The organism is Halomicrococcus pelagicus, assembly GCF_051917725.1.
In the GTDB taxonomy this organism is placed as follows: domain Archaea; phylum Halobacteriota; class Halobacteria; order Halobacteriales; family Haladaptataceae; genus Halomicrococcus.
In genome coordinates this window covers 172,449-186,168 of sequence record NZ_JBQBLX010000006.1, presented here as the reverse complement: position 1 = coordinate 186,168, position 13,720 = coordinate 172,449, and the positions used below count along the sequence as shown (strand labels likewise).

The following is a 13,720-nucleotide window of genomic DNA, read 5'->3' as shown; positions in this document are numbered from 1 at the left end:
TTTAGCTCCCGTCAACCACCTCCTCGCGAACCGCCTTTCCGATTACTTCGCCGAGCCTCGGCGGAACGGCGTTTCCAACCAGCCTGAATGCTGCTGTCCGAGCGACGGGGAATCTGAATGAATCACGGAACGACTGCAGTCGGGCCGCTTCTCGTACCGTGAGTGACCGTGCTTCACGGGGGTGGATAAACATATGACCGTCTTTCTGGAGATGCGCCACAATCGTCGACGCGGGTTCCTTTGGATTCTGTTTCTTGTACTTGTCAGCGAAGATGTCCTCTCGATATGGCTGGAGATCGAGGCCAACCTCGCCAATATTCCACCCCACCCCTTCGCCGAGAAGCTTGTACAGCGTCAAATCATAGAGATTGTGTCCCCTACTGCGGTGATTGTACAGCGTCTGTCCCTCCTGTTCTTCATCGACGTCTCTAACCCACTCTTGGTATTCTGAGACCGGCGGGATAGTGTACTTCGTCGCCTCCTTCGGTGGCATCTCCCCGCCAGGAGAAACCGGTGGAAGGTCGAGAATTGCATCCGCCACAGTAATCCAGGGTCTCCGCGTGGTGTTCTTCTCGACATCCTCTCCGTATCGATCCTCTGGTTCCACCCCCCAGTCGGTCACCGTCGTCTGATCGCCATCGATATTCCTGTTCCCCGGTCGATGGAGCTGCTTTTCTTTTTCTCTGATCGGCTCACGGTGAGTCCGCCACTGCGTGAGGTCGGGATTCGGTGTGTGGAGTCGGTTCGCAAGAAAAAACGCCCTCGTCCGATGCTGTGGAACGCCAAAGTTGGCCGCGTCCACCTTGACGGCCTCAACTCTGTACCCCAACTCGGCCATCTCGTTCTTGATGATATTGGCGACTTGCTCTCCCTCATCGTTTTCCGCGCTCAGTATTCCCTCGACGTTCTCCATGATGAACGCCTTCGGGCGGTAATGATCCACGAGGCGGAGAAAATTCTGATATAGTTCGTGGCGTTCGTCTCTTTCTGGCGTCTCTCCGTCGAAAGACCTGATTTTACTCCGCCCGACTTTCGAGAACGTCGGACACGGTGGCCCACCGGCAATCAGGTCGACCTCACCCGGCTCAAGTTCAAGAGCGTCGATTTCATCCTCGGGGACTTCATCCTCTTCCGGATCGATATCGATCTCACTCCCATCTAGAGAGAACGTCTGGATGTCTCGCTCCAGCGCATACCCCTCATGGTTGTGATTGTAGGTCGTGATAGCGTCCGCGTCGCTGTCGAGACCCCAGCGCACATCGAATCCTGCGTCCGTAAGTCCCTGTGAAAGGCCGCCCGCCCCACAGAACAGATCAATCGCGACTGGACGGTCAGACATACATTACCTCCGCAGTGGAGGCTCGAAAGGAAACTCGACACCTGCGAGCCCCAGATAGTGGACTAGAGTAGTGCATACTGAGTGAGGGACAGTCCTCGCGCTTACTCACTCATACTTTCGATTTCGTCGGAGGTAAACAGGATTGGCATGATGATCTGACCCATGCCGTTGATACAGTCCTCCAGAACATCAGTGACCCCAATTTCCTTCTCGGTTAATTCATCCCCGCGCTGGTCTTGGAGTTCTCGGTACTGACTGATCGTCAGGAAGATCACCGCATTCCTGTACTGATTCTCTACCTTCGGCTTCCAGCTGTCTTTGATATTCTTGTTCTTGATGAACGAGCGGAGTGGTGCCGCATCTATATTGATGGTAATCGTAAGCCCACTCACACTCCCATCCATACTCGGCTCTATCCGGGCAATCACTGTCTCGTCAAACTTCCTCGCAACATCATAGTCGATCTCCTCCTCGGGGATATCTAGGTCTGTCAGGTCAAAATCAGGAGCATCCGGATCAAAGTCCCAGTCCTCCCGGTTCACCAGCTGTATTTGCGGCATGTCAAGCCCACCTTTCCGCTTTTTGCCAGTTTCACTTTCTCCAGATTCTCCTGAACCTGCCCCCTCGTCTCCGGTGGTGTCCTCTGTCGTTGTAGAAACACCACCCTGGTCAGGTTCCGCTTCTGCAACGTATGCTACCTGCAGGTGTTCGTAGAGCGGGCTCGGATCAGCGACAGTATCCTCAGGCGCGTTTTCAGGTGTAAGGGCGCGGTAAACTGCCTCCTCCCATTCCTCTTCTTCCGCCGGGTCGACATCGATACTCATCTCGTCGATATCTTCTTCAGTCGCCTTGGGCCGAGTCAGTTGAATCGTCAGGAAGTCGCCGTCCCCCTCCTCGGCGTCCGTCTCGGGTGCAAGCGTCAGGACGAGAACACCATCCCTGAGCTCAACCGATTGTTTCAGATCCGAATTGGAGAGCATCAGATCACCACCGAGGGCACTGCGGGCCAGATAATCCGCCTGAGCGTCCGTCCCGAATCTAACCTTCTGCGGCTTGTTGACCGGAACCTCAATCTCCATCGTGCCCTTCGACTCATCCCAGAAAGTATGGTCACCGTCTGGATCATACTCGTCGATCAATCTGAGGTATGTCGGTAGTTTCGGCTCTTCCGTCCGCTTGCGGTCGCCGTCCCCACCTTCTGTACCTTCTTCCGCCCCCAGTTCTCCAGACCCGTCCTCTCCGTCTTCGGTTTCATCACCGGGGAGAAGGGTTGGTCCACTGATCTTCGTGCCTGAATTCACGTATTCTGCAAACTCCGGGTTCTCGTTCACGAACTGCTCGAACGACTCTGGGGTGAACTCTGAATCCTCGCTGCTCCGTTTCGCACGGCGCCGTTCTTCCTCCTCGCTCAGCATATCGCTCGACTGGAGAGCTTCCTCGAGGCCGTTGAGAAGACACTGGGTCTCACGCTTTCCATCCTGAAGTCTGTCTCTCGTCGGCTTGAAGAGGTCCGACATGTCAGGGTTGGCGAAGTCATCAAATCCCATGATGACCACCGCGTCATCGGCGATTTTCGAATACCCACATCGGTTCTTCAGGAACGAGATCCCTTGATCACCGTGTGTCTGCCCGTTGACCGTGAACATCACAGCGTGGTCTCTCTGAATGCCAGAGCGAGTCGCCGCGTCTTTATTCCCGCTCGCGGCTTGGACGAACCGACGTTTCCCACGTGAAGTCGTTTCAACCTCTTCCAGCCGATCCTCATCCTTGAACAGGATTATCCGCATATCCCGCTCGCCAAGGATCTCCGAGCCGACTCTGTCAAAATCGTACGAGATCGTCTCGATGCCCTCCAAGAGTTCCTCGTGACCTCCGTTCTTGAGTGAGGGCCAGAATCCTCGCGTTCTGTTTTCGTTGACCGAGGTCGATTTATACCGGGTTTCTGTCAGTGTGATATCCAGCGGGGAATTCACCACGTACCGTTCGAATTTGTATAGGAACGGCTCCTGTCCCGCGATGTCTGCTTTCGAGATGTTTAGCCGGTAATCATAGACCTTGACGAACGACCCGAATTCCTGATTACCGAAGCTGGGGTCTTCGCCGGCCTTCTCTGACAGCTCTTCACCAAATTCACCCTCGAAGGTAGGTACCTCCCCATCAAGAACACAATATTCGTACTGGTTTTCGTCTCGGTTCTGTCGAATCAGACTCCACGACCAGTCTTCTTTCTCTTCATGAGAGGCTGACGCGACGAACTTGTAGCACCCCACGTGTCGATCGCCACAGAACTGTAGAACACCCGTTCCCCCCATCCCGTACTGTCCTTGCGTGAAACTGTACTGCTGTTTGATGAGGCCGGGCGTGTGAAGTCCAAGGAAGGTATCCTCGAATTTGTCCTGTGGTTGCCCACATCCCTTGTCCCGGATTGTGAGATTGAGGACGTTGTCTTCAGTCGGGATACTTCCATCAGCAATGATGTTGATATCGGAATTTTCGGGCTCAAATTCGTCAGCGACCTCCTTCATCGACTCATAGTCGTCCGGATCTGCGTCTTCAGGGGCGTTTTCTTTAAAACCGCGGATGAGGACTGCGTCGTCAGCGTTTGCTTTCAACTCAACGAAGCAGGGCATCGGATTACTTGCTTGGGTCTGAACCGTCCCGTAATTATTAGGTTCATCACCCAGTGGCTTCCAGTCCAGATTCTGGTTCGATTCCAGCTCCTCCACAATTTCGGTGACTTCCCCTGGAGAATCAGCAGCAAGAAATTGGCTAGCGAATTTTTTTGATGTAGAGACCGCGGAACCAGTTTTCATGATAGTTACTTTTCCTGAAAAGCGTGATCCTAATAGAAGTTATGTCTTAGCTTAGGGCCTTTACTGGTTCGTGAGGTGGTATATTTTTCTTCCAATATCGTGTCACCCGATTCTTTAGATAGGGGAGTAGCCGGCCACCGGAAACCAAAACTACGGAAAACAGATGTGACTCGTTCCTCTGATCGTTTGTTCTTCTCTCATAAAGTCTGTGACTTGATTCTCGACCTCCTCTAGCCTAGGCTGGAGTTCTTAGGAGATGCCCAATGGTTTGAGCATGATTTCGGCACCGCATGTAAATCAGCCATACGATTTAAGCTATACCCTGGAAATCAGAAAGTATACGCGCTCGGCAGTAGAATTCCAGGTACACGGCTAGGTACTTACTCAGGTACATACAAAGGTACCTCAGTACCTACTGGAGAACACCAATGAGTAGGCAGATATGTACTTGTCTCAGTGTAACCTAGTGGGTCAATTCGCTCCGCAATGTCGGCCGACGGTGCTGCGACGATGCACCCCGGCGTCGGATACTGAGCGGTGAAAGATGGGTACGATCCTGACATGGCCGTGGCGGTGTTCCGCTGGAGCAGTATCTCCGCGACTAGTATTTCGAATGCGGTCCGTTCGTCCGCGCGCCACGGGAGCGAGTGGCGTCCGTTCTCCTCGTACCAATCGAGCAGCGATTCAGCGAACGTCCGTCGGGGACTTCTCATGTGGTTTCTGGCACGTTATCGTTGAAGAACTTGTGTACGCTCGCTTACCTAGAAGACATCGTTTCTCCACGTGGTGTAAGTTGGACAAGACGTTAACAGGGAACTCGTGAAATACATGTATGGCTACAAGCCAGGCAGTTAATCAGTCAAAACGTGAGAAGCGATTGATGCCTTTCTCCAGATATACTACGAACACGTCAAGGACTTCTACCTAGAGAACATCGACCAAACTCGGTATCTGAATGGAGGGAGTTTCAAGTATCGCTGGTTTGATAGGGCAGATATGAGTGACTTAGATTTCTCAGTGTACGGGATGAAACTCAATCCCGGAGCTGCAGATCCGGAATCAGAACCATTCGATTTCTGTAAACGCGAATCGATAGTTGGGGTAGGGTGGAGTCTCAACAACGAGAAGGACTACGAGCGTATCGAAGAGGTCTACGAGCATCACAAGGAGGTATACGAGCGGCGGACCAGCCAAGGGAAAAAAGGAACGCGGCTGAATGAGGACGGTCGGTTAACTGCCGCGATCCGGTATATCCTCAAGGGGATAGAGGTCGGGGACTACGTGTGGGTGAATGAGCAGAATCATTTCGCGCTCTGTAAGGTGACGAACGACTGGCGGGTGGCGGCTAACCTTTCTGGTGAGAAGCAAAAAGAATATGATCGCCGTGACCTCCAGCACTTCCGAGAAGTTGATTGGGTAGATGTTCCGTATTCACTTGTGCCGGGTTATGTTCGCCGAAAGTTCTCCGGTCGATTCGGGGCGCTGAATCGTATGAATTCTGGGGTTACTAAGGAGTCGAAACAGGTCATAAAAGCGCTTCATTCGCAGGGCGACTTGGATTCTGATAGCTCGTTTGATCGGAAGCAAATCGCTAAGAAAATCAATAGGGCGGATACTGATCGCGTGTTCGATATTCTGGGAGCGAGCGAAACAGAAGATATCGTTATTAGCTATCTTCAGTCGGAAGGATGGAGGATAATTAAATCCAGCACCAGTAATTCTCAGGCAGAAATTGAGTGTGAAATGCGAAAGGAGGAAGATGGCACATCCATAGCAGGATATCTACAAGTCAAGACGGGCTCAGCAAGTCTTAGCCCAGAGTCCTATACGGAATATACTAGGAACGGAGAAATGATCTTCTTTGTGCAATCCGGTCTGGATGTGAGTAATAGAGACGGCATATCGGCAATCAATCCGGAGACTCTTCACGAGTATATAGGAAAAGAGTACAATTATCTCCCCAATGAGCCTCTCCTGAAGCTCGATTTCGCGCTGAATTAATTGAAGACGGAGATAAGAATCGTTTCCGCGAATAAGTGAAAGCCCCGAGCACCACCAAAACTAGGTAGGGGATGCCGAATAGAGGCCGGAAAAGCAAGAAAGAGAGAATTAGACTGCATAAAAGGATGGTAAGCAGACCACTGACAAAGAGTATAGCCCTTAGCCGTGAGGTCCATTCGGGCATGAGTTATGGAGAATCTTCTAGGGTTGATACAAATGGTTTGTCCTTTTAGCTCTCGGGAATACATGCCATCTGTTCAATCAAGAGCGGTGGCTGTTCTACCGGTTGTTTACTATTCGCTTTGAATTAGGAGACGGAGTATATGGAATCAGCCTCATTGAGCGAAGGCGCGCAGCGTCATCTTATTCGTCCTTCCCGCGAGGCTAGCAACGGTTTCGCCCGTACTCGTCGGTAACTGTCAGTCGCCTAGTTTCGAGCCAGTCGTCATCACAGACCTGATCCGTGAGAGCGATAATTCGTTCACACTCACGTTGGTTCTTGATCGGCGTGCCGGTTTCCAGTCGGTGACAGACTTTGATGTACTGTTCGTTCGGATCGCAGTCATCCAGGTCAAGGGCGTGAACGCCATCGCCGTGCATCATCGTGAGCCACATCAGCGCAATTGCGACGTGCTGGATAGTTCTTGTTAAATAATTTATGAGTGTCTAAGTTAATCGTAGTTTATATTAGATATGATGGGCGAAAATTCAGAGTAGAGGTATGCCCCCGGATTCAGATCGCAAACCGTGGAAGGAAATTACTCCACACCGGAAGCGAGTAGCCTCAGCGGTTGCGTTTTTTATTGGACTAGGAGAATTTACTCGGAATGAGCTTGAATCTGCCGTTGAGCAATCGAAGAATGTTGGAACGTATGTTGAGAATGTAGGTGCGCTCGAAAAATCGTTGCAATATACAAGGTTGCTCAATTCGCTCGTCGACGATGGTTATCTAGAAAAAATAGAACAAGGCGGGCAGATTTTTCTTGTTATTGATTATGGAAAAGAGGAACCTGAGGCAGTGCCTGCCGGCGATACGAATGGACTCCGGAAGTTAGCAAAAAATGCTCTCAAACGAAATGACTGCTCTCTGAATATTTTGCAAGATATAGATTTTACAAAGACAAACCAAGTGAAAGATAAGGTCAACGAAGCAATTGGACGACAAGATCTCGCGACACACAGTAATCCGTCAATCTATAAAATGTATAAGACAGCCCATGCTCAAGTAGTGGATGATCGTCTCCCCAATCTACCAACACAGACGCTTGAAGGTCATTTATTTTATCCCCGTCAGGAGATTGAACCCGACACGCAGAACCATACGATAGAAGCTACTATAGAGAAGATGGAAGAAGATGTCGTGCGAATATCTGTATATAAAGACTCTAAAGTAGTGAATGAAATCCAACTCAAGACTGAAAATATTAAACCCATTGAGGAATTATCGATTAATGATACGTATGATGTCGTCGTCAACAAGGACGAGACAATATTATTAATCAAAAATCCCTCACGCACAGAAGAGATTCAAGCTACGGTCAAAGAGACTATAGAATGGTTTGAAGAGCATTCACAGTTGGCCTCTAAAGGGGGTGAAGACCGTGACTGAGACCCTTGAAGCCCATATTTTGAATGTCGGATTAGGAAGCAGCAATTTATTCGTTACACCTGATAATAATGTCGGTGTCGTCGATATAGGAGGACCTGGCCTCAGCAAACACCTAGACAAGTCCGCAACCAAATATCTCCGGAAGTACATAACAAGAATAATTGAGGGGAATTCGGAGTCACAGACGATCCATCAGCTCTTTGGAACTCATTCTGATAAGGATCACTTTGGGAATCAAGAATTACTCTCCCAGCTCCCAGTAGATAGGGTCTATTTTCCGACTCAACTGATGGCAAAACCAAAAGTGAGCCGAGGAATTGCAGAGATTATGGATGAAGTTAGGGAAAAAGGGTATGTACCATCTAAGTTGTCGAAAAAAGTTAAATCGAGTATCGTAGATGGAAGCAACGCTAGTTTGTATACTGTGTCTCCACCCGGGACTCCAGATACGTGGGTCAGTAAAAATGACAACAGCTTATGTCTAATCCTATCATATGATGACAACGATATTCTGTTCCCCGCGGATATCGAAAGAAGAGGCGTTGGTTGGGTGGTGGAGAGTAAAAAAACAAAGGACATCGACTGTTTAGTTGCACCACATCACGGGAGTGGAACAGTCAATTATGGACCACTATTTGACCACTGCAAACCAGACTATGTCTTCGTATCCAGCGCGCATAAACATCACGATGGACGGTATGACCACCCAACACGGACATTCTTAGATGAAGCTAAATCCCATGGGTGCGAAGTGTATTGGACCGCAGTCCACGGACACATCGTCGCCACAACCAATGGAACCGACTGGAAAATCAAGACGCAACAAAACTACTCGACAAACCCAGACCATATAGGTGACTCCGTAGTCAGTCCCTCAGACCTCTGTAATTTCGACGCATCAACTGTCCCAGGCTACCCACATCAATTCTAAGAATTTAGAGCCGCTACTGCACTGGAAAATGTAGAAAGGTCAAGTGATAAGAAACGACCGGAAATACGACATTAGACGCGCCATCCAAAACGCCTTGTCGCTGTTTACCTTCGATGGGCATGGACTTGGGATGGAATCCACTGAACTTCGATTGCCTTTTCGGCAATTCCACCGTGTTATATAAATCTCGAACCCTTTAGAGACGCCTACACGGACGAAAACAGGCGACACGGGATGAAGGATCGAGGGCAAGCCATCAGGTGTTTATAAGATGCTTGAGGCGCCCTCTCACGGCAAGGATCAGGGTTCGAATCCCTAACGCTGCTTACCCCTCCCTATTCATCGATGCATCTGACTTCTTGTTCGACATAGCAGTCACCATCGTAGACGAGCCGATAGAGGCCTCGTGCTTGCTTTTCAATCCAGCCAGCGTTTTCGAGTGCACTGAGCGCATCATTGACACGCTGACGTTCGAGGCCGGTAACATCGCGAATACGGCGAGGGTTTACCTGGTATTCATCGCGAAGAACATTGAGGACTTTGGACTGCTGTTTCGTGGGGTCGAAGCCTTTATTCGCCATTTTGTAACTAATGTATCGTTACAGGGCTGTCCCTTCAAATGTACCCCTTGATAGTTGTACAGTTGCTTTACTTTTGTCCGGTCTATCGTCCGTTACATAGTAACGGTTAAGGGCCTGGCTGATAGATTAGGGAATAGGAAGCGCGGGACGCCGAAACAGAAATCGGACGGCGCTAGGGACGCCGCCCGCGCTTCGGGATGGTATCCGAAGCATGAGTGCAATCACGTGTGCGAGTGAAAAGCGCATCGACTACCAGCTAACCTCCACGGGAGGGCGTAAGTGATGGCGTCGTTCGACGAGCAGCCAAACGGTGGCGCGCTCTCGGTCGAAGCGACGCTCGGCGAGACGGTCTTTGAACCAGTCCACCGCCTCGAGCCGACCGACCAAACCATCAACGAAGACGCCGACCAACCCATCCCCGACAACACGCCCAATAATGAAATCACGCGGGCGTACCTTGTCGAGCTCCGTGTGGGCTGGCAGATTCACAGGAAGACCAGCGACGAACAGCCCTACCTGTACTGCATCTACGCCACCGGGGACTGCCGGCGGTTCTTCGAACGCCGCCTCCACATCGACTACGGCAAGAACGGCTTCCAGATTCCCGACGACACCGTCCTCTATAGCTCGGTCACCACGACGAAGACGGGCAACAGAACACTCCCCTCCACTCCACCGGATGAGTCTCCCGAGGAGATGCACTCGCACTACAGGCACCTCCTCGAAACCCTCGATAGCATCGACGTCGACGCTTACCGCGATACTACACCCGACGAGGGCGGCCAGCCACGCGAGGTGCGTGCCTGAATGCCCCCGCATGCACGCCCCTTCTGGATAGCGACAGCGCCTACCACCCAACCCGACCACCTCCCGAGCCACACCGTGGGAGGTGAGCAATAGTGACGCGCGAGGACGACGGCGTCATCCAATCACTTACTCAGACCGATCCGGTCCAAGTCGAAACCAAACACCGGACGTTGACGGGCGTGGTCTACCAGCACACCCACCGCACGCCCGAACTCACGCCGCGCGGTCCCGAACCGGGCGAGCACGTCCTGTATTTCGCGACGCCGTGCCATGACTGCTATCGGCTCGAATACACTTACTACCACGAGTACGACCACACTCAGACGCGACTTGCGCGCTACGAGTGTCGGCCGGACGGCCAGTACGCCTGGCACCACACCCACGCCACCGTCCAAACTATCTCCAACCCCAATGGCGGTGACTCCCAATGACCGGTGGCGTCCCCAATCCACTCAACCCACGCGACCCCAGTGCGCTCGTCGACGCGCTGTCGCCGGGCGACCGTGTTCGCATCACTACCACCAAGCGGCCGCGGACAATCCTCACTGTCGCCGACACCACACACTCCCCGTATCCGGGGCTCGTTTTGGCTGTCGCGCCGATCACCACGACCGCCCACGAGCGGACCGAGCACGCCCACTACCACTGCACGCCATCTGCGTCCGATTCATCGACGATGACCGTCACCGAAATCCCCGCTAGCGACACGCCCACTCAGTGTATCGGCACGCTCACTACCATCGCCTACCTCCAGCGTCTCTCAACGCCAGCAACCGAGACCACGGTGGCGCCAGCGGAGGTGTACGTCAATGAGTGACACCACCACTTCCGGAGCTTCCGACACCCACGACGACCCACAAGACTCTCAGACAACGTCGGACGACGACCAGGATCAGCCGCCGTATCGCGACCCTGACCGCCTCCAGGAAGTGTACGAACGGGAGGAGACAATCGCCGCGACAGCCATCCACTTCGACATCTCCTATAGGACCGCCCGGACGTGGTTGATCCGCCACGACATTTTCGACCCCGACACGGACGGCATCACGAGTCCCGCCCAGCAACTGCGGGAGCTCGACCCTGCAGACGTCGGCCTCCCACCCAGGGGTGAACGATAGATGACCGCTACCACCCAGACCACCCAACCACAGCACTCCAGGTCAGAGCCCCAGCCGAAAGACGTCCAGAAAACGTTCTGGACCGACAGCGATGGCGACACCCAGCTCGACGCACTCACCGCACTCAACGACTGCTCGCAGGGCAGCCTCATCCGCACCCTGATTGAGGACGCATTTGCCGAGCAGTTCGGCGACCTCGACCCCGCCCACATCGACCACGGCCACGTCTCCGTCAAGGACCTCCGGGCGCTCGCGAACGGCGAGACCACCGTCGAGGAACTCGACTTCGAGACCGAGACAGACGATCGGGTTGATGAGTACGACCCTGACGCGTACTATCTCACGGTCACGCCCGACGACCTCGCCGAACCCGGTCCCGAACTTGACTGGAAGACGCTGCGGGATGCGGTCAAGAATCCCGAGGATGGCGGTTACTGGAACGACGACCTCGAAATCCACCCGAGCCGCGTCGGCGAGGACACGCTGAAGGCAAGCCACCGACCAGCCGCCCGCATCCTTACTGGTCTCGCTCGCTCACAGGCGTACGAGAACGGTGTCGTCCCACAGGAGACGATCGACGACCTTGTCGACACCTACTGTCTGCATCTCACTGATCGCGTTGCGGACGACGAACAGGAGCGCGGCAAAGCACATATCCGCGAGACGTACACCAGCCTCGTCACCGACCAGCTCTACGAGAACCCGTCGCCGACTGCCGACTCGTACTACTGCAGTAAAGATGCTCTCCAGACCCGCCTCCAGGCAGAACTCGACACCGCCCACTCTGTCGCTGAGCGCGCCGGCACCATCACCGACTTTGACGCCTGGAAACCGACTGACGACGCCGACGACGATGACAAGCGACGGCAAGAGTGGCGGCGTGATATCGTCCGCTGGCTGACCGATATCGCGCGAGCAAAACACACTGGCCGCATGTATGCCACTGAACTCCGTCGTGGCGACTACGAGACCGACCATGCCGCCAATGAGAGTATGACTGCGTTCGACGTAGTGCATGATCGTCTGCACGACGCACTCGAAGCGGTCGACGATCTGCCAGCGGACGTGACTGCAGACGTCATCAATCGACTCGACGACGCGTTCGTAGCCGTCATCACGAACGAGTAGGCATCCAGTGCTAGTGATGGTCGCCCCAGCGCTAGCGGCAGCACTCGTCAGCGCGATACAACGCCACGACCAATGCTACTCAACTGCTTTCCCTGCTGTTACAGTAGTAACGTTACTAACAGGGTAACATCTATACCAGCACAGCCACTACTGTCATCCATGTCAATCGATATCGAGGACTTCGAAGAGAAAAGCAGTGAGGAACTCGAAGACATGACCAACGGCGAGCGTGTTCTCCGATTCCTCGCCACGAACGATGACCGTGCGTTCAAGCCTGCTGAGATCGCCGAGCAGACTGCCGTGAAGAAGAACACGATTGGCACTGTTCTCAGCCGGCTCGAGGACCGAAATCTCGTTCGACACAAGGGCACGTACTGGGCGATCACTGATGATCAGGAGCGTCTCAACAACTTCACAGCGTTCCGCCAGTCGACCAAGGCTCTCAACGACCAGCTCGGTGAGGAAGACCCCGACGAATGGGAGGCCCACGCAGCCGACGAGTATCCAGCCGAGAAGCGCGAGGAGAACAAATGAAATATGATCCAGGCGATGTGGTCTTCGGCGACGATCCATTCAACGACCGCGAAGCCCCTCGCCCGTGGATGGTCGTCTCCGACGAGACACATCCGTTCTATGGCGAGCAGTATGTTGCGGTGACGCTCACGACGAAGTCCTGGTACGACCACACGGTCGAACTCACTGAGAAGAACTGGGAATATGGCGGGATGCCCGAGGAGAGTGCTATCGTTCCCTGGGGACTTACCTCACCGAGTCACGACGACCTCAACCATGATCGATACCAGGGCACGCTCACGTCAACGACAGTTGAACAGATTGCCGCCGAAATCACCGAGTATCTCTTTGCTTCCTAATTCTTCCCGATTTAGAGAAAGCAGTATTTTTGGCCACAGCAACTAGGTCTCGGCCCGTCGGTGCCTGTCGCCATCCATCAATCACGCACTGTGTGATGGAACACCCGGTGCTGTATCGGACGTAATAGCAGGCTGACGCGAGTGATATCACTCGCCGAGTGGTAGCAGCCCCCGGAACACCAAGTGTCCAGTGAACTCGACGCTCACCACCCCGAAACACCCCCGGTATCGAGTGATATCACAACCGCTGCTATTGTTCTCGTCCACGCTTCGCCACTGACCCACGGGGCGGGTGAAGGCAACACGATGCGCTCACGTCCAGTAACGGTTGATTGCACGCAGAACGAAAACCCACACGCAGAGCGGACAGAGAGTGCCGTTCCGGACTCCCTGTGGTCGTCCGTCACTCCAATCGGTGTCGTACGGACGTCTAGCGTTACAAGCCGTATAAAGATTGTCCTAATAGATAATTAGATTAAGTTTCTATACGCGGGAATCAGATGTGATCTCGACCGGTGGTC

At 53.3% G+C, this 13,720-nt stretch carries 13 protein-coding genes; 10 read left to right on the top strand and 3 right to left on the bottom strand.

All coding sequences use genetic code 11. The features are described from left to right. Position 1: 1 nt before the first annotated feature. Positions 2 to 1,339, bottom strand: coding sequence for a DNA cytosine methyltransferase (locus ACTF4R_RS16890; RefSeq protein WP_440009020.1), 1,338 nt, complete (start codon positions 1,337 to 1,339; stop codon positions 2 to 4). 101 nt (positions 1,340 to 1,440) lie between these two features. Beyond that, positions 1,441 to 4,152, bottom strand: coding sequence for a hypothetical protein (locus tag ACTF4R_RS16885; RefSeq protein ID WP_440009018.1), 2,712 nt, complete (start codon positions 4,150 to 4,152; stop codon positions 1,441 to 1,443). Positions 4,153 to 5,148: 996 nt separating this feature from the next. Between ACTF4R_RS16885 and ACTF4R_RS16880 the strand changes: the two genes are divergently transcribed. The 3 genes from ACTF4R_RS16880 to ACTF4R_RS16870 all read left to right on the top strand — a co-directional run bounded on the left by ACTF4R_RS16880 (position 5,149) and on the right by ACTF4R_RS16870 (position 8,693). Further along, a complete protein-coding gene (locus ACTF4R_RS16880) occupies positions 5,149 to 6,153 on the top strand; it encodes a hypothetical protein (protein WP_440009017.1) in 1,005 nt (334 codons plus the stop codon). Between the two features lie 721 nt (positions 6,154 to 6,874). After that, complete coding sequence (locus ACTF4R_RS16875; protein ID WP_440009015.1) at positions 6,875 to 7,762, top strand: hypothetical protein; 888 nt, start codon at positions 6,875 to 6,877, stop codon at positions 7,760 to 7,762. Continuing rightward, positions 7,755 to 8,693 carry a ComEC/Rec2 family competence protein gene (locus ACTF4R_RS16870; protein ID WP_440009014.1) on the top strand — a complete coding sequence of 313 codons (939 nt, stop codon included), beginning with the start codon at positions 7,755 to 7,757 and terminating at the stop codon, positions 8,691 to 8,693. The genes ACTF4R_RS16875 and ACTF4R_RS16870 overlap by 8 nt, the downstream gene beginning before the upstream one ends. Positions 8,694 to 9,028: 335 nt before the next feature. On the opposite strand, the gene ACTF4R_RS16865 is transcribed toward ACTF4R_RS16870, so the two are convergent. Next, entirely contained in the window at positions 9,029 to 9,274 is a 246-nt protein-coding gene (locus ACTF4R_RS16865; protein ID WP_440009012.1) for a MarR family transcriptional regulator, read from the bottom strand. 282 nt (positions 9,275 to 9,556) lie between these two features. Here ACTF4R_RS16865 and ACTF4R_RS16860 point away from each other — a divergent pair, with 282 nt between their 5' ends. From ACTF4R_RS16860 to ACTF4R_RS16830, 7 genes are all read left to right on the top strand, one after another. After that, positions 9,557 to 10,081 (top strand): hypothetical protein, encoded by a 525-nt coding sequence (locus ACTF4R_RS16860; protein ID WP_440009010.1) that lies wholly within the window; start codon positions 9,557 to 9,559, stop codon positions 10,079 to 10,081. A 92-nt stretch (positions 10,082 to 10,173) separates the two neighbouring features. After that, positions 10,174 to 10,512 (top strand): hypothetical protein, encoded by a 339-nt coding sequence (locus ACTF4R_RS16855; RefSeq protein WP_440009009.1) that lies wholly within the window; start codon positions 10,174 to 10,176, stop codon positions 10,510 to 10,512. Then, positions 10,509 to 10,898, top strand: a complete 390-nt coding sequence (locus ACTF4R_RS16850; RefSeq protein ID WP_440009008.1) for a hypothetical protein — start codon at positions 10,509 to 10,511, stop codon at positions 10,896 to 10,898. Before ACTF4R_RS16855 ends, ACTF4R_RS16850 begins: the two co-directional genes overlap by 4 nt. Further along, positions 10,891 to 11,199 (top strand): hypothetical protein, encoded by a 309-nt coding sequence (locus ACTF4R_RS16845; RefSeq protein ID WP_440009006.1) that lies wholly within the window; start codon positions 10,891 to 10,893, stop codon positions 11,197 to 11,199. Before ACTF4R_RS16850 ends, ACTF4R_RS16845 begins: the two co-directional genes overlap by 8 nt. After that, positions 11,200 to 12,327: a hypothetical protein gene (locus ACTF4R_RS16840; RefSeq protein WP_440009005.1), complete on the top strand. Its 1,128-nt coding sequence runs from the start codon at positions 11,200 to 11,202 to the stop codon at positions 12,325 to 12,327. A 159-nt stretch (positions 12,328 to 12,486) separates the two neighbouring features. Continuing rightward, positions 12,487 to 12,861: a MarR family transcriptional regulator gene (locus ACTF4R_RS16835; protein ID WP_440009004.1), complete on the top strand. Its 375-nt coding sequence runs from the start codon at positions 12,487 to 12,489 to the stop codon at positions 12,859 to 12,861. Beyond that, a complete protein-coding gene (locus ACTF4R_RS16830) occupies positions 12,858 to 13,199 on the top strand; it encodes a type II toxin-antitoxin system PemK/MazF family toxin (RefSeq protein WP_440009003.1) in 342 nt (113 codons plus the stop codon). Before ACTF4R_RS16835 ends, ACTF4R_RS16830 begins: the two co-directional genes overlap by 4 nt. Positions 13,200 to 13,720 lie beyond the last annotated feature (521 nt).